Origin of the sequence: Pseudonocardia sp. CA-142604 (assembly GCF_050948475.1) — a bacterium.
Lineage (GTDB): Bacteria > Actinomycetota > Actinomycetes > Mycobacteriales > Pseudonocardiaceae > Pseudonocardia > Pseudonocardia alaniniphila.
The window spans coordinates 744807-759472 of sequence record NZ_CP192045.1 but is presented as its reverse complement, the minus strand read 5'-3'; the positions used below and the strand labels follow the sequence as shown (position 1 = coordinate 759472).

Genomic DNA, 14666 nt, shown 5'->3' with positions numbered 1-14666 from the left:
CGGGGGCTCGTCAGTCGCGGGACAGCACGGCGGTGAGTGCTCGGCGTAGGTCGGCGCCCGGGTCGTCTGCCAGCGCGGCTGCGCGCCAGGCCACGTGGGTATCTGGGCGGACCAGCACGCAGCCGTCCTCGCCGACCTCGCGGGCGCGCGCCCAGTCGTCGTACAGATCGATGTACTCCCGGCCCGGTCCGATCACGTGCGCGACCACCTCGATGCCCAGCTCCTCCGCAACCTTCGCCGCCGCCGTTGCCCACTCCTCGCCCGCGATGCCGGTGAGCAGGCAGAACCGGCCCTTGCCGGCCAGGTCGTGGGTGGAGACACGGCGCCCGTCGCGGCCCAGCCACGCGTGCGGCAATCGGGCGCCCGGCCAGGTCGTCGGGTGGTAGTACAGCTCGCGGTCGCGGGTGTACTCCGGCTCCGTGGTGCCGTCAGGCGCCACCGCACCGGACACGTACCGCTGGCCCAGCTCCACACCGTGCGCGTTGAACTCGTAGTTCTTGAGCTCCAGCGCCGCCCGCAGATCTGCCCGCTGCCGGGCCGCCTCCGGGGTGTTCGCCGCCCGCGCGTCGATGTGTCGGCGCATCAACTCCGGATCCGACTCCCCGGTCAGCCCGAGTGCGTCGAAGATCGGGCCGAACTCCTCGATGCTCTTGTTCGCCCGCAACACGATCTGCTTGCCGACCGGCGCGCGCTCCACGTCGTAGCTGTCGAGCAGCGCCTCGCCGGCGGTTCCGCGCAGCACGTAGGCGAGCTTCCACGCCAGGTTGTAGGCGTCCTGGATCGAGGTGTTGGACCCCAGCCCGTTCGACGGCGGATGCCGGTGCACCGCATCCCCCATGCAGAACACCCGCCCCGCCCGGTACCGCGTGGCGTACATCTTGTTGTTGCCCCAGAGCGAGACCGAGCGGATCGTCACCGGGATCGTGTCGTCGCCGATCAGCTCGTGCGCGATCCGGCTGGCCATCTCGTCGTCGACCTCGGGTGGCGGCTGGGTGATGTCGTAGCCCCAGACGATCAGCCACTCGTTCCACGGCCGCACCATCCGCACCAGGCCCAGCCCGATGCCACCGACCTCCGCGCCGGGCTGCAGCACCCAGTACAGGACGCTCGGCCGGTGCTCGACCAGGTGCGACAGGTCCGCGTGGAAGACGATGTTCATCGAGCCGGCCACGTCCATCTGGCCCTCGAACGGCAGGCCCACGTCGGCTGCCACCGCGCTGCGCCCGCCGTCGGCGCCGATCACGTACTTGGCGCGGATGTCGTACTCGCTCCCGGTCACGCGATCCCGCACTGTCACCGTGACGCCCTCGTCGTCCTGCACGAGTCGCAGGTACTCGGTGTCGAACCGGATGCTGCTGCCGCGGGAGGCGGCGTGGCCGATCACGATCGGCTCGAGGAAGGTCTGTGGAATGTCGCAGTTGGGCGACGGGCTGGCCAGCGTGTAGTCGGCCTCCCGCGCCGGGTGCGTACCCCAGGTGCGGACCCGTCCGATCTCGTCTCCGGCGAGGCTGGTGCAGAACACCGTGTCGCCCATCAGGTCGTGCGGCGTGCCCTGCGCCAGTACGTCATCCTCGATGCCGAGATCGCGGAAGATCTCCATCGTGCGCTGGTTGGTGATGTGCGCCCGCGGAGTGTTGGCCGTCCAGCGGTACTTGGTGACGACCATGTGATCGACGCCCAGCGTGGCCAGGGCGAGTGCGGCCCCGCCGCCCGCCGGGCCGCTGCCGATCACCAGGACGTCGGTCCGCAGGGTCTCGCTCATGGCCTCGCCTCCAGGACGATGTCGAAGTTCAGGCTGGTCCAGGCGGTGTCGAGGACCCGGCCGTCGGGGGCAGCGCCTGCCGGGTGCTCGGCGAACTCGACGACCAGGCTCTCCTTGACGCCGAACACCGCGTCGCGGTCGAGGTACGGATCGCCCGCAGCGAAGACGTGCGTGATCAGGGTGCGGTGGCCCGGCGCGTCGACCTTGAAGTGCAGGTGTGCCGGACGCATCGGGCCGCGGCCGGTGGCGGCGAGCAGGTCGCCGACCGGGCCGTCGTCGGGGATCGGGTAGGGCGACGGGCGCACCGACCAGAACGCGTACTCCCCGTCCGCCCCCGAGCGCAGCCATCCGCGGCCGGCCGACCGGTCGCCGTCGTACTGCACGTCGTAGAAGCCGTCCTCGTCGGCTTCCCACACCTCGATCCGGGCCCCGGCGAGCGGCGACCCGTCCGTCGAGCGGACGCTGCCGGTCACCCGGCACGGGGTGCCCTTCGCGCCGCGGGCGATGTCGCCACCGATCGGCACCTCGGGAGCGCCCTCCACGAAGAACGGCCCGAACACTGTCGACTCGGTGGCCCCCGGCGAGGCGGGCGCGTTGATCCCGACGGTGAGCATCGAGAGCCCGAGCACGTCGGAGAGCAGGATGAACTCCTGCCGCTTGTCATCGGTCGTGTGCCCGACGCGGGTCAGGAAGCCGATCCCCGCCTCCCATTCCTCCTGCGTCAGCCGGACATCCCGCGCGAACGCATGCAGGTGCCGCGTGAGGCTCTGCACGATCTCGCGGAGCCGCTCGTCCTTCGTCCCGGCGAAGCTGGCGACGACCTCATCGGTCACCGCCTCCTCCCGCTCCTGCTGGGTCACGTGTCCTCCCCACTCCACGCGGCGCGCACAAGCCGCCGCAGTGCCCCGCCACCGACCGGCACGGGGTTGTCTTCCGGTACCGCGGGCTCGGTGAGCGCCGCGACCTCGTCGATCTGCTCCTCACCCAAACCCAGCTCACGCAGGCCCCGAGGCACGCCCATCTCGTCAGCCAGCTCCCGCAGCCCGCCCACCGGATCATCGACACCCAGTGCTCGCGCGACCCGCGCCACCGCATCGGGTGCTCCGGGTGCGTTGAACGCGAGCACGTGCGGCAACACCACGGCATGAGTGCGCGCATGCGGCAGGTCGTAGGTGCCACCGAGCACGTGACACAGCTTGTGGTGCAACCCCGACCCAGCAGCCGCGAACGCGCTGGCCGTCAGCCAGGCGCCGCGCAGCAACGCGACCGGATCGTCTTTACGCAACCCGACCACGATCGCGGCGATCCCGTCCTCGGCAATGGCGGTACTCACGGGATTGCGCCGCGGCGCCCAGAACGCCTCGACGCCGTGCGCGAGTGCGTTGAAGCCACTCGCGACGGCCAACCCTCGCGGGAGCGAGGCCGTCAACTCCGGGTCGTAGACGACCACCCGAGGCAACACGGCGGGATCGACGCCCGTGGTCTTGCGACCATCCACCGTCAGACCCCAGACGGGCGTGACCTCCGAACCCGAATACGTCGTCGGCACGGCGACCACCGGGATACGGGCCGTGAGCGCCACGGCCTTGGCAGCGCCGGTGGTCGACCCGCCACCGATGCTCAGCACGCCATCGGCCTTCACGGCTGCGGCCACTGCCCGTGCGGCCTCGGCAGTGGCAAGCGGTACGTGCTCGCGCACCGCGGTGAACGTCGCAGCGATGCGATCGCGGAGCGGCGCGACGAGCGAGCGGACGCGCTCCGCGTCGCGCTCCGAGGCCACGAGCAGCAGTCGGGTGGCGCCGAGCCTGCCGACCTCGTCGGCGAGCCGGGTGCGCGCCGCGCCGGCCCCGAAGACGATCCGCGCGGGGTGCGCCTCGTAGGTGAACTCCCGCACCGTATGCCTCCCAGCCTCGCCTCGTCGCACGGGTCACAGTGAGGCCAAATCTGCTATTCGTCCAATACCGGTTATGAAGGCCGGCCATACGATGAACTATGGACCTGCGACAGCTCCGGTACTTCCTCGCAGTCGCAGAGGAGCGCTCCGTCACGCGGGCGGCCACGCGGCTGCACCTCACGCAGCCCCCGCTGTCGGCTCAGCTCGCACGGCTGGAGCACGAGTTGGGTGTTGCGCTCTTCGTGCGGCACCGGCGGGGCGTCGATCTCACCGAGGCCGGCCGGCACCTCGTCGACCACGCCCGGCGTGTGCTGTCCGATGTGGATGCTGCGGCGGAGTCGGTGCGGCGCACCGGGCAGGGCCGAAGTGGACGGCTGGCGCTCGCGTTCGTGCCGGCGACGGCATGGTCCGTGCTGCCGCCGCTGCTGAGCCGGTTCCATGCCGCGCGACCCGACGTGGAGTTGCGTTTCCTGGAGGGCCACACCGACGCCGTCGCCGAGCACGTACGTTCTCGCCGCGCGGATCTCGGCTTGGTGCACCTTCCGCCCGGTGGGGCCGCGAGCGGCGTCGGGCCCGACCTCGACGTCGCGGTCGCGCGCCGGGAACCACTGGTCGCCGTGGTTCCGCGGGCCCGCGCGGATGCTCTCGGCGACCGCATCGACCTCGGCGACCTCGCCGGCGAGCCGTTCTTCTGCCCGGGACGAACCGTGTGGGGCGGTCTCGCGCCACACCTGCTGGGAGCGTGCCGGCTCTCGGGTTTCGAGCCCGCGCTGCACGAGGTCGACCTCGTCCAGTCCGCGGTGGCACTCGTCGGCGCGGGTCTCGGTGTCTCGGTGCTACCGGCATCCGTGGAGCGCGTGTGCGGACCGGACGCGGTGACGCGGCCGCTGACCCGACCCGTCCCGGTGGTGGAAACGGGTCTGCTGCGCCGGCGTGCCGACGCCCCCAGCCCTCCGGCACAGCGTTTCCTGCGGCTGGCACTGGACACTCCGGAACCCGACGTACTGGGCCCCGCATTCGCGCGCACCCGCCGGCAATGAGGTGCCCGGCGGTGCTCACCGCCTCACTCGGCGCGCCGTCCTCGCCAGCCACCCGGAGCGTTTCCGCGACAGCTTGGGCACCGGCATCTTCCGACGCCACCTGCGCCCTTCCTTCCGCAGGCCCTTGCGGACGTCGCGCGATCGTGGGAGCAGCAGCCGGAACCCCACGCCGTAGAGGCGCAGCGCGGCGAACCCCAGCAGCAGGCCGACCGGCATGAGAAGGACCGTGACGCACAGCACGAGCGCGACGACGAGGAGAACCGTCGCAACGAGCCAGAGCAGGACTCCCCCGAACACCCGGAGCACCCTCATCGCCACCGCCATGAACTCGGAGCCGACCGCGTTGATTCGCGTAAGCGGAATAACCGCTGGTCTCGCCGCCTAATCCAGGCATTTCGCCCGATACCGACGGTACTTTCGCTTCATCGGCCCGCCCGAGAGTGCCGCTCATGCGGCAATCGGGCCGTGATCCATCCGTACCCCGCGGATGGCATGATCGCCCCGTCGTGGCCGTGGGTTCGCCCCGTGCCGGCAACCGCGATAGGAGCTAGTGGGGCGTGCTCGGACACCTCGTGCGGATCTCGGCGGCCGGCCTCGCGGCCCTGCTGCTCGTCGTCGGCCTCAGCGGCTGCACGATCACACCCGTTCTCCCCGACGCCCGGCCCGTCTCCACGGACCAGGCGCATGCCCAACTCTCGGCACTGGTCGAGCGCGCGCCCGCGTCAATGCGCGGCTACTCCCGCGATCGGTTCCCGCACTGGTCGAGCCAGGGCAAGGGCTGCGACACCCGTGACCTCGTGCTGGAGCGCGACGGCACCGACGTCGTCGTCGACTCTCCGTGCAAGATCGTCAAGGGCACCTGGCACTCGCCCTACGACGATGCGACCTGGACGGACCCGGCGGATGTCGACATCGACCACGTCGTGCCGCTCGCCGAGGCGTGGCGCTCCGGCGCGGCGGACTGGGACGACGAACGACGCGAGGCGTACGCCAACGACCTGGACGGCCCCGGGCTGCTCACCGTCACCGACAACGTCAACCAGGCCAAGGGTGACCAGCCGCCGAACCTGTGGAAGCCCAAGCTCACCGAGTACTGGTGCACCTACGCGGAACTCTGGATCGAGACCAAGTCGAAATGGGATCTTTCGGTAACCTCCGCCGAACGCTCCGCGCTCCTCGACATGCTGAACAGGTGCTGACGATGTCCTCTGAGCACAGTTCCCTCATCACCGCACCACCAGGCGGTGTCTGGACCGACGACGTCGGCGTGATCACCGGCGCCCTGGAGCTACGCACCACCTGCGCCGACGACGGCGAGGTCCAGGTCAGCGTCCGGTACGAAGAGGCCGACGAGTGGTACACGGTGCGCGGCGGCAAGGCCGAGCTGCACGACCCGGCCGATGCCGAGGTCCTGCACTCCGTCCTGGCCGCCGTGCTCGACCGTCCCGAGGGCTGACCTTTCTGTTGACACCCGAGGTCCACCCCTCGCACTGTGTGCGCCAACAGTGCCCACACGAACGGGGGACAGCGGGTGGACGCGGAGAGAACGCCGGCCGTAGCTGCTGCCGAAGTGCAGTCCGAGCCGGAGCAGCTGCGGCGGGTGGCACTCGCCAGCGCGGTCGGCACGACGATCGAGTGGTACGACTACTTCATCTACTCCACCGCCGCGGCGCTGGTCTTCGGCTCGCAGTTCTTCTCGACGCTGTCGCCCGCCTCGGCCACGCTGGCCTCGTTCGCCACGTTGGGCGTCGGGTTCCTCGCCCGTCCGGTCGGCGGGATCCTGTGGGGCCACTTCGGCGACCGGATCGGCCGCAAGGCGATGCTCGTCGCGTCGCTGGTGCTCATGGGTGTGGCCACGGTCGGGGTCGGGCTGCTCCCGACCTTCGACCAGATCGGCGTGGCCGCGCCGATCCTGCTCGTGTTCCTGCGCCTGCTGCAGGGGCTCAGTGCTGGTGGTGAATGGGGCGGCGCCGCACTCATGGCGGTCGAGCACGCTCCGGAGGGGCACCGCGGCAAGTACGGGTCCTATTCACAGGTCGGAGTACCGGCCGGGCTGATCCTCGCCCAGCTGGTGTTCGTCGTCATCGACGCGACCATGGACGACCAGCAGTTCGCGAGCTGGGGCTGGCGGTTGCCGTTCCTGTTCAGCATCGTGCTCGTCGGCGTCGGCCTCTTCATCCGCCTGCGCATCGAGGAGAGCCCAGTGTTCCGGGCGCTCAAGGCCGAGCAGGTGCGCGCCCGCCTGCCCATGATCGACGTCCTGCGCGAGCGTCCGCGGGAGCTGGTGATCGCCTCGGTCAGCTTCATCGCCAACACGGCCATCGGCTACGTCTTCCTGGCCTACCTGCTCTCCTACGGCACGTCGGTGCTCCGCGTGAGCCGCACGACGATGCTGGTGGTCGTGATCGTCGGCAGCATCTCGTGGCTGGTGAGCATCGTGGTGTCGGCGATCTGGTCCGACCGGGTGGGCCGCAAGCCGGTCTACCTCGTGGGATCAGTGCTGCTGGTGGTGTGGCCGGTGCCGTTCTTCCTGCTGGTCGACACCCGCTCGACCGCCCTGATGATCATCGCCGTGATCGTGCTGACGATCGGGCTCGGCGCGTCCTACGGACCGCAGTCGGCCCTGTTCGCCGAGATGTTCGAGCCTCGGTACCGCTATAGCGGCGCCTCGTTCTCCTACGCCGTGGGTGCGGTGCTCGGCGGTGGCTTCGCGCCGCTCGTCGCCACCGCGCTCCAGACCTCCACCGGTACGTCGCTGTCTGTGTCGGCCTACATGGTGGGCACGGCCCTGATCAGCCTCGTCGCCGTGCTGGCCATCCGCGAGACCTGGCGCGTGGCGCGGTAGCGGCCGGGCTAGAGCGGATCGGTGGAGCGGCCGAAGTAGGTCGAGTCGGGCTGGGCCGGCACCGGGATCTCGTGGAAACCCATCCGGCCGTAGAACGCTCCCGCCCGGGTGTTGGTGCTGGCCATGCCCAGGTGCACGGCTGTGATCCCGGCCCGGGCCAGTGCTGCGAGGAAGGTGGTCATCAGTGCCCGTCCGTTGCCTGCGCCCTGGTACGCGGGCAACAGGTCGATGTGGAGGTGGGCCGGGTACGCCGCCACCTCGGGCACGAGAATTCGCTCGGGCTGGTGCAGGAGAGCGATCATCCCCTCAGCCCGTGTCGCCGGACGGCCGGTCGGCGGCGGGTAGCGCCGGCTCAGCGTGGGCAGCCACTCCCGCCGGAGCCACGTGACGTACGCCGGTGTGTCCGACGTCCCGAGCACGTAACCGACGGCCTGGCCGCCGTCGTCGACGACGAATGCGAGCTGCGGCTCGTACTCGACGTAGGGCAGGGCGAAGATGTTCGCCAGCAGCTCGGGATCGGGGTACAGCGCGCGGGCGTCCTCGCCGGCATCCCCGGTGCGGACGCAGATGTCGACCAGCGCGCTGCGGTCCGCCGGCCGGTAGGGGCGGACTACGGGCATGTGCTCACCGTAACGGCTTACGTCACTCCACCTCGTCGTCGGCCGGGCTTCCCCTTCCCAGAAGCGCGAGCGCCTCGAGCGCTGCGGCCAGCACCGGCACGGGCGGGGCCGCGAGTGCGAGGCGCACGGCGCTCGGCGCATGAGCCGCGCCCACCGCGAAGGCCGCCGCCGGGGTCACCGCGATGCCGCGCCGGGCCGCCGCAGCCACGAACGTCTCCGCCCGCCACGGCGCGGGGAGCTCCCACCAGCAGTGGTAGGAGGAGGGGTCTGTGCGCAGCACGAACCCCGCGAGCCGCTCGGCGACCAGCGCCTGCCGGGCGGCGGCATCGGCGCGCTTGGCCGTCTCGATCGCAGCCACCACCCCGTCGGCCATGAAGCGGGTGGCAGCTTCCAGTGCGAACGCCTGGGGCGTCCATCCGCCGGACCGCAGTGCGACGGCGATCCTGTCGTGCACGGCAGCGGGCGGCACCACGAACCCGAGGGTGAGACCGGGTGCGACGCGCTTGGACAGGCTGTCGACGAGAACGGTCCGCTCCGGCGCGAACGCCGCCAGCGGGGCCGGGGCGTCCCGCAGGAACGCGTAGATCGTGTCCTCCACGGCCATCAGATCGCGCTCGGCGAGCACCTCTGCGAGCGCAGCGCGGCGAGCGGGCGTCATCGTCGTGCCGAGCGGGTTGTGCAGCGTGGGCTGGAGGTAGACGGCGTCGAGCCGCCCGGCGGCACGCACGGCGTCGGGCAGCAGGCCGCCGTCGTCCGTCGGGATCGGGACGAGCTGTATCCCGAGCCGGGCCGCGATGCCCCGCACCACCGGGTACGTCAGCGCCTCGACGCCCAGCCGTCCGCCCAGTGGCACCAGCGCGGAGACGGCCGCGGCGATCGCCTGCCTGCCGTTGCCTGCGAACAGCACGCCGTCCGGCTCCGGGGTCCAACCCGTCCGCGCCAGGAGAGCGGCTGCCGCCCCGCGGGCCGTGGGGGTGCCGGTCACCGTGGTAGCCGTGAGGGAGGCGCCGAGCACGCCGGGTCGGAGCAATCCCTCGATGATCGGTGCAAGCATCTCCCCCTGCTGCGGGAGCACGGGGATGTTCATCTCCAGGTCGACCCGCCCTGCGGCGGCGGGCTCGGCCAGTGCGAGACCGGGCGCGGGAGGGGCTGCGCGCACGAAGGTGCCGCGGCCGACCTCGCCCGTCACCAGGCCGCGGTGCGTCAACTCGGCGTACACGCGAGCGGCTGTGGACACCGCGATGCCTCGGTCGCGGGCGAACCGCCGCTGGGTGGGCAGCCGGTCACCGGGTCGCAGCCGGCCCGCCCGGATGTCGGCGGCGACGGAGTCGGCGAGCCTGAGGTAGCTGTCCACAGTATTGCTCCGAGGCTATTGAAAGTATTGAACGCCGATATTGCACCGGGCAGACTGCGAGCGTCAACGAGAGGAGCGACGATGCGCACCATCGGCCTGGACCGTGTGACCCTCGCCTACGACGACGCAGGTCCCGAGCGCGGCACTCCGCTGCTGCTCGTACACGGGCACCCCTTCGACCGGACGATGTGGCGCCCGCAGCTGGAGCGGTTCGCGGCCGAGCGCCGTGTGATCGTCCCCGACCTGCGGGGCTACGGGGCGAGCCCCGGAGCGGTGGATGGTTGGGCCGACTTCGCCGACGACCTCGTCGGCCTCCTCGACGGGCTGCGCGTACCGCGTGCCGTGGTGGCGGGCCTCTCGATGGGCGGCCAGATCGTGCTGGAACTGCAGCGCAGGCACCCCGGCCGGGTGGCGGGGCTCCTGCTGGCCGACACCACGGCTGCGGGCGAGCCCGACCGCGATCAGCGCCTGAGCATGGCCGGCAGGCTGCTCGACGAGGGCATGGATCCGTACTCGGTGGAGGTGCTCTACCGGATGGTCAGCCCGCAGGCCTCGGGCGCTGTCGCCGACCACGTGCTCGCCATGATGCGGGCCACCGACCCGGTCGGCGCGGCGGCGGCCCAGCGCGCCCGGGCCGACCGGCCCGACCATCTCCCGCGGCTCGGGTCCGTGGCCGTACCGACCGTGGTGGTCGTCGGGGCCGAGGACGAGTTCACGCCCCCTGCCGATGCACGCGCGATCGCCGAGCGCGTGCCGGGCGCCGAGCTGATGGTCATCGACGGAGCGGCCCACTTGCCCAATCTCGAGCAGCCCGACGCGTTCAACGGCGCATTAGGCCGTCTGCTCGAGCGTGTGGACCATTCGGACGACCGATCGGCGATCGCCGGCGACTGATCACCGGCGGAATGATCGAAAACGCCACGCGGTCCGAACCCTGCCCCCTAGCCTCTGACCTGCTCCAACCCCGGCTGCGGAGGTCACGCTGATGCAGGTTCCACGGTGGATGCTGCTCGTCGTCGCGGTGGTCGTGTGGGCGGTTCCCATACTCGGTGCCGACAGCGCCGACGCAGCGCGCTCCGACGCCGTTGCCCCTGCCGCTGATCCCCGCAAGGACGCCACGTCCGACTCCGCGAAGCGGGAGGCCTCGCGTGACTCCGACGGGGAGGAGTCCTCTCCGAAGGCGGAGGCAGCGGAGCAGGAGGCGGCGGCCGACGAGAAGACCGAGGACGCCACGTCGGCCGACGACTCCGGGAAGCAGGTCGCACCGGTGGGCGCCGACCTGTTGGCAGTGGTCAAGGGCCGGGGTGCCACGACGAGCGTCACGGACACGTCCGAGCTCGAACGGGCATTGGGCGCCGCCCGGCCCGGCGACACGATCCGGATGGCCGCCGGCACCTACGAGCCGGTCGTCATCAGCCGCTCCGGCACCGCGTCCGCGCCGATCACGCTCACCGGCCCCAAGGGCGCCGTGATCACCGGGAGCGGCAAGGGCTACACCGTGCACCTCGACGGTGCGAGCCACTGGCAGCTCGTCGGCTTCGCCGTGTCCGGCGGCGGCAAGGGGATCATGACCGACGGCAGCAAAGGCCTTCTGCTGGACTCGCTCACCGTGAGCGACACCGGCGACGAGGCGGTGCACTTCCGCGGCGGGTCCAGCAACAACACCATCCAGCGCTCGACGATCCGCAACACCGGGCTGAACCAGCCCCAGTTCGGCGAGGGCGTCTACGTCGGGAGCGCGAAGAGCAACTGGAAGAAGTACAGCGGCGGGCAGCCGGACCTGTCGATGAACAACCGCGTCGTGGGCAACACCTTCCAGCGGATCACCGCCGAGAACGTGGACGTCAAGGAGGAGACCCGCGGCACGCTGATCGCCGGCAACCGGTTCGACGGGTCGGCGATCAGCGGCGAGAACTTCGCCGACTCGGTGGTCGACGTGAAGGGCTACGACAGCACCATCACCGGCAACGTCACCACGGGCAACGCTCCGGCGCTGAAGAACATCATCGAGACGCACGTGATCACCGAGCCGGAGACCTCGGGCTGCGGCAACCGCATCGAGAACAACCGCGTCGAGGGCTTCCGGCCGGCGGGTGCGCTGGTGGCGGTCGACAAGAAGTGCGAGTGAGTCGTCCTGCCGTCCATCCCCCCAGGACGCTGTCTCAGCCGCGCGCCAGCACCGCGCGCAGCACCCGGTGCAGCTCCGCCGCCGAATCCTCCACGAGGCCTGCCGAGCGCCACGCGACGTAGGCATCGGGCCGGACGAGCACGCACCCGTCCTCCTCCACCTCTCGCATCCGCGCCCAGTCGTCGTACAGATCGATGTACTCCCGGCCGGGCCCGATCACGTGCGCGGCGATCTCCACACCGAGTTCCTCGGCCGCCTTCGCCGCCGCACCGGCCCACTCCTCGCCCGCGATGCCGGTGAGCAGGCAGAACCGGCCCTTCCCGGCGAGATCGAGGGTGGAGACGCGGCGCCCGTCGCGCCCGAGCCAGACGTGGGGCAGACGCGCCCCCGGCCAGGTGGTGGGGTGGTAGTGAAGCTCGGGGTCGCGCGTGTACTCCGGCTCCGGGGTGCCGTCCTGCACCACGGCCGCTGAGGCATACCGCTGCCCCATCTCCACGCCGTGGGTGTTGAACTCGTAGTTCTTGAGCTCCAGCGCCGCGCGCAGCTTCGTGCGCTGGAGCGCGGCTTCCGGGGTGTTGGCCCCGCGCGCCGCGATGTGTCGGCGCATCACCTCCGGGTCGCTCTCGCCGATCAGGCCGAGTGCGTCGAAGATCGGGCCGAACTCCTCGATGCTCTTGTTCGCCCGCAACACGATCTGCTTGCCGACCGGCGCGCGCTCCACGTCGTAGCTGTCGAGCAGCGCCTCGCCTGCGGTGCCGCGCAGCACGTAGGCGAGCTTCCACGCCAGGTTGTAGGCGTCCTGGATCGAGGTGTTGGAACCCAGCCCGTTCGACGGCGGATGCCGGTGCACCGCATCCCCCATGCAGAACACCCGCCCGGCCCGATAGCAGGTGGCGTACATCCTGTTGTTGCCCCACAGCGACGTCGAGCGGATCGTCACCGGGATCGAGTCGTCGCCGACCATCTCATGGACGATCTTGATCGCCATCTCGTCGTCGACCTCGGGCGGCGGCTGCGCGATGTCGTAACCCCAGATCACGAGCCACTCGTTCCACGGCCGGACCATCCGGATGACACCCATGCCGATACCGCCGACGTCGGCCCCCGGCTGCAGCACCCAGTACAGGACGCTGGGCCGGTGGGCCACGTACTGCGACAGGTCGGCGTGGAACACGATGTTCATCGAGCCGGCGAGGTCCATCTGGCCCTCGAACGGCAGCCCGACATCGGCTGCCACCGCGCTGCGTCCGCCATCGGCGCCGATCACGTACTTGGCACGGATGTCGTACTCGTGACTGCTCAGCCGATCTCTCACCGTGACGGTGACCCCGTCGGCATCCTGCACGAGGCCGACGAACTCGGTATCGAAACGGACCCGGCTGCCCCGCGACGCGGCGTGCCCGATGACGATCGGCTCGAGGTAGGTCTGCGGGATGTCGCAGTTGGGTGAGGGGCTCGCCAGCCTGTAGTCGGACTCGCGTGCCGGGCTCGTGTACCAGGTGCGGACCCGTCCGATCTCGTCGCCCGCGAGGCTGGTGCAGAACACCGTGTCCCCGAGCAGTTCGTGCGCGGTGCTCTGGGCAAGTACGTCGTCCTCGATGCCGAGATCGCGGAAGATCTCCATCGTGCGCTGGTTGGTGATGTGCGCCCGCGGAGTGTTGGCCGTCCAGCGGTACTTGGTGATCACCGTGTGATCGACGCCCAGCGTGGCCAGGGCGAGTGCCGCACCGCCACCGCCCGGGCCACTGCCGATCACGAGCACGTCCGTCTGAAGATCCTCGGTCACGAGCGCGACCCCAGCACGATGTCGAACTGCACCGAACTCCCGACGGCCGCGTCCGTCAGAGCTCGCTCGCGATTTTCCCGTTCGCTCACTGCCATTCCCCTGTCAGCGCCATTCCCCGTCACGGCCGATCTCAATTCCCTTCGCCTCCCCATGCGGCACGCACCAATCGCCGCAACGCCCCCGTGTCGGCAGGCACGGGGTTGTCCTCCGGTACCGCGGGCTCGGTGAGCGCCGCGACCTCGTCGATCTGCTCCTCACCCAAACCCAGCCCACGCAGGCCCCGAGGCACACCCATCTCGTCAGCCAACTCCCGCAGCCCACGAACCGGATCATCGACACCCAACGCTCGCGCGACCCGCGCCACCGCATCGGGCGCTCCAGGCGCGTTGAACGCCAGAACATGCGGCAACACCACGGCATGAGTACGCGCATGCGGCAGGTCGTACGTTCCACCGAGCACGTGACACAGCTTGTGGTGCAACCCCGACCCAGCAGCCGCGAACGCACTCGCCGTCAGCCACGCACCACGCAACAACGCGACAGGATCGTCCTTACGCAACCCGACCACGATCGCCGCGATCCCGTCCTCGGCAACCGCCGCGCTCACCGGGTTGCGCCCGCTCGCCCAGAACGCCTCGACCCCATGCGCCAGCGCATTGAAACCACTCGCAACGGCCAACTCCCGCGGGAGCGACGCCGTCAACTCCGGGTCGTACACGACCACCCGAGGCAACACGACCGGATCCACGCCCGTGGTCTTGCGACCATCCACCGTCAGACCCCACACGGGCGTGACCTCCGAACCCGAATACGTCGTCGGCACGGCGACCACCGGGATTCGGGCCGTGAGCGCCACGGCCTTGGCAGCACCGGTGGTGGACCCGCCACCGATGCTCAGCACGACATCCGCATCGGCCTCGGCCGCGGCGGCGCGGGCGGCTTCGGCCGTGGCGAGCGGCACGTGCTCGCGCACCGCGGTGAACACTGCAGCCACCCGCTCTGAGAAGGGGGCGACGAGCTCCCGCACCCGGGCCGTGTCTCGTTCGGATGCCACCAGCAGCACCCGCCGGGCCCCCAACCGCTCGATCTCGGGCGCGAGCCGGGTGCGCGCCGCCCCGGAGCCGAACACGATTCGTGCAGGAAGTGTGTTATAGGCGAATTCCCGCATTTTCGCTCCCCCACGACACGAGTTGCCTTCACCATGCGCGATGGCCGGCCATCCGTCCAATACAGGTTC

14 protein-coding genes are annotated in these 14666 nt (G+C 70.6%); 6 read left to right on the top strand and 8 right to left on the bottom strand.

The window, feature by feature from the left end:
* Positions 1-10: 10 nt before the first annotated feature.
* From ACQPZQ_RS03645 to ACQPZQ_RS03635, 3 genes are read right to left on the bottom strand one after another with little or no spacing between them, the layout of a single operon-like run.
* Complete coding sequence (locus ACQPZQ_RS03645; RefSeq protein WP_433292027.1) at positions 11-1762, bottom strand: FAD-dependent monooxygenase; 1752 nt, start codon at positions 1760-1762, stop codon at positions 11-13.
* Positions 1759-2622, bottom strand: coding sequence for an intradiol ring-cleavage dioxygenase (locus ACQPZQ_RS03640; protein WP_433292025.1), 864 nt, complete (start codon positions 2620-2622; stop codon positions 1759-1761). Before ACQPZQ_RS03640 ends, ACQPZQ_RS03645 begins: the two co-directional genes overlap by 4 nt.
* On the bottom strand, positions 2619-3656 hold the full coding sequence (locus ACQPZQ_RS03635) for a maleylacetate reductase (protein WP_433292023.1): 1038 nt from the start codon (positions 3654-3656) through the stop codon (positions 2619-2621). The genes ACQPZQ_RS03640 and ACQPZQ_RS03635 overlap by 4 nt, the downstream gene beginning before the upstream one ends.
* A 98-nt stretch (positions 3657-3754) precedes the next feature.
* Here ACQPZQ_RS03635 and ACQPZQ_RS03630 point away from each other — a divergent pair, with 98 nt between their 5' ends.
* Entirely contained in the window at positions 3755-4696 is a 942-nt protein-coding gene (locus ACQPZQ_RS03630) for a LysR family transcriptional regulator (protein ID WP_433292021.1), read from the top strand.
* 15 nt (positions 4697-4711) lie between these two features.
* Here ACQPZQ_RS03630 and ACQPZQ_RS03625 read toward each other — a convergent pair whose 3' ends face one another.
* On the bottom strand, positions 4712-5008 hold the full coding sequence (locus ACQPZQ_RS03625) for a hypothetical protein (RefSeq protein WP_433292019.1): 297 nt from the start codon (positions 5006-5008) through the stop codon (positions 4712-4714).
* Positions 5009-5253: 245 nt separating this feature from the next.
* On the opposite strand from ACQPZQ_RS03625, the gene ACQPZQ_RS03620 reads away from it, so the two are divergent.
* The 3 genes from ACQPZQ_RS03620 (at position 5254) to ACQPZQ_RS03610 (ending at position 7541) form a co-directional block, all read left to right on the top strand.
* On the top strand, positions 5254-5895 hold the full coding sequence (locus ACQPZQ_RS03620; RefSeq protein WP_433292017.1) for an HNH endonuclease family protein: 642 nt from the start codon (positions 5254-5256) through the stop codon (positions 5893-5895).
* Positions 5896-5897: 2 nt separating this feature from the next.
* A complete protein-coding gene (locus ACQPZQ_RS03615) occupies positions 5898-6152 on the top strand; it encodes a hypothetical protein (RefSeq protein WP_433292015.1) in 255 nt (84 codons plus the stop codon).
* Between the two features lie 75 nt (positions 6153-6227).
* Positions 6228-7541 (top strand): MFS transporter, encoded by a 1314-nt coding sequence (locus ACQPZQ_RS03610; RefSeq protein ID WP_433292013.1) that lies wholly within the window; start codon positions 6228-6230, stop codon positions 7539-7541.
* A gap of 8 nt (positions 7542-7549) precedes the next feature.
* Here ACQPZQ_RS03610 and ACQPZQ_RS03605 read toward each other — a convergent pair whose 3' ends face one another.
* Both ACQPZQ_RS03605 and ACQPZQ_RS03600 read right to left on the bottom strand, forming a co-directional pair.
* Positions 7550-8161, bottom strand: coding sequence for an N-acetyltransferase family protein (locus ACQPZQ_RS03605; RefSeq protein WP_433292011.1), 612 nt, complete (start codon positions 8159-8161; stop codon positions 7550-7552).
* Positions 8162-8183: 22 nt separating this feature from the next.
* On the bottom strand, positions 8184-9515 hold the full coding sequence (locus ACQPZQ_RS03600; protein ID WP_433292009.1) for a PLP-dependent aminotransferase family protein: 1332 nt from the start codon (positions 9513-9515) through the stop codon (positions 8184-8186).
* A gap of 81 nt (positions 9516-9596) precedes the next feature.
* Here ACQPZQ_RS03600 and ACQPZQ_RS03595 point away from each other — a divergent pair, with 81 nt between their 5' ends.
* Positions 9597-10409, top strand: coding sequence for an alpha/beta fold hydrolase (locus ACQPZQ_RS03595; RefSeq protein ID WP_433292007.1), 813 nt, complete (start codon positions 9597-9599; stop codon positions 10407-10409).
* Between the two features lie 91 nt (positions 10410-10500).
* The gene (locus tag ACQPZQ_RS03590) at positions 10501-11643 is read left to right on the top strand and encodes a right-handed parallel beta-helix repeat-containing protein (protein WP_433292005.1); all 1143 of its coding nucleotides are present in this window, start codon (positions 10501-10503) and stop codon (positions 11641-11643) included.
* Positions 11644-11677: 34 nt separating this feature from the next.
* On the opposite strand, the gene ACQPZQ_RS03585 is transcribed toward ACQPZQ_RS03590, so the two are convergent.
* Both ACQPZQ_RS03585 and ACQPZQ_RS03580 read right to left on the bottom strand, forming a co-directional pair.
* Positions 11678-13429 carry an FAD-dependent oxidoreductase gene (locus ACQPZQ_RS03585; protein WP_433292003.1) on the bottom strand — a complete coding sequence of 584 codons (1752 nt, stop codon included), beginning with the start codon at positions 13427-13429 and terminating at the stop codon, positions 11678-11680.
* A gap of 130 nt (positions 13430-13559) precedes the next feature.
* Entirely contained in the window at positions 13560-14597 is a 1038-nt protein-coding gene (locus ACQPZQ_RS03580; protein ID WP_433292001.1) for a maleylacetate reductase, read from the bottom strand.
* Between the last annotated feature and the right edge of the window lie 69 nt (positions 14598-14666).

Bases quoted from the DNA above. Each gene is read 5' to 3' on its own strand.
- ACQPZQ_RS03645 (WP_433292027.1), bottom strand. From the start codon at position 1,762: ATGAGCGAGACCCTGCGGACCGACGTCCTGGTGATCGGCAGCGGCCCG.
- ACQPZQ_RS03630 (WP_433292021.1), top strand. From the start codon at position 3,755: ATGGACCTGCGACAGCTCCGGTACTTCCTCGCAGTCGCAGAGGAGCGC.
- ACQPZQ_RS03625 (WP_433292019.1), bottom strand. From the start codon at position 5,008: ATGAGGGTGCTCCGGGTGTTCGGGGGAGTCCTGCTCTGGCTCGTTGCG.
- ACQPZQ_RS03615 (WP_433292015.1), top strand. From the start codon at position 5,898: ATGTCCTCTGAGCACAGTTCCCTCATCACCGCACCACCAGGCGGTGTC.
- ACQPZQ_RS03605 (WP_433292011.1), bottom strand. From the start codon at position 8,161: ATGCCCGTAGTCCGCCCCTACCGGCCGGCGGACCGCAGCGCGCTGGTC.
- ACQPZQ_RS03595 (WP_433292007.1), top strand. From the start codon at position 9,597: ATGCGCACCATCGGCCTGGACCGTGTGACCCTCGCCTACGACGACGCA.
- ACQPZQ_RS03590 (WP_433292005.1), top strand. From the start codon at position 10,501: ATGCAGGTTCCACGGTGGATGCTGCTCGTCGTCGCGGTGGTCGTGTGG.
- ACQPZQ_RS03580 (WP_433292001.1), bottom strand. From the start codon at position 14,597: ATGCGGGAATTCGCCTATAACACACTTCCTGCACGAATCGTGTTCGGC.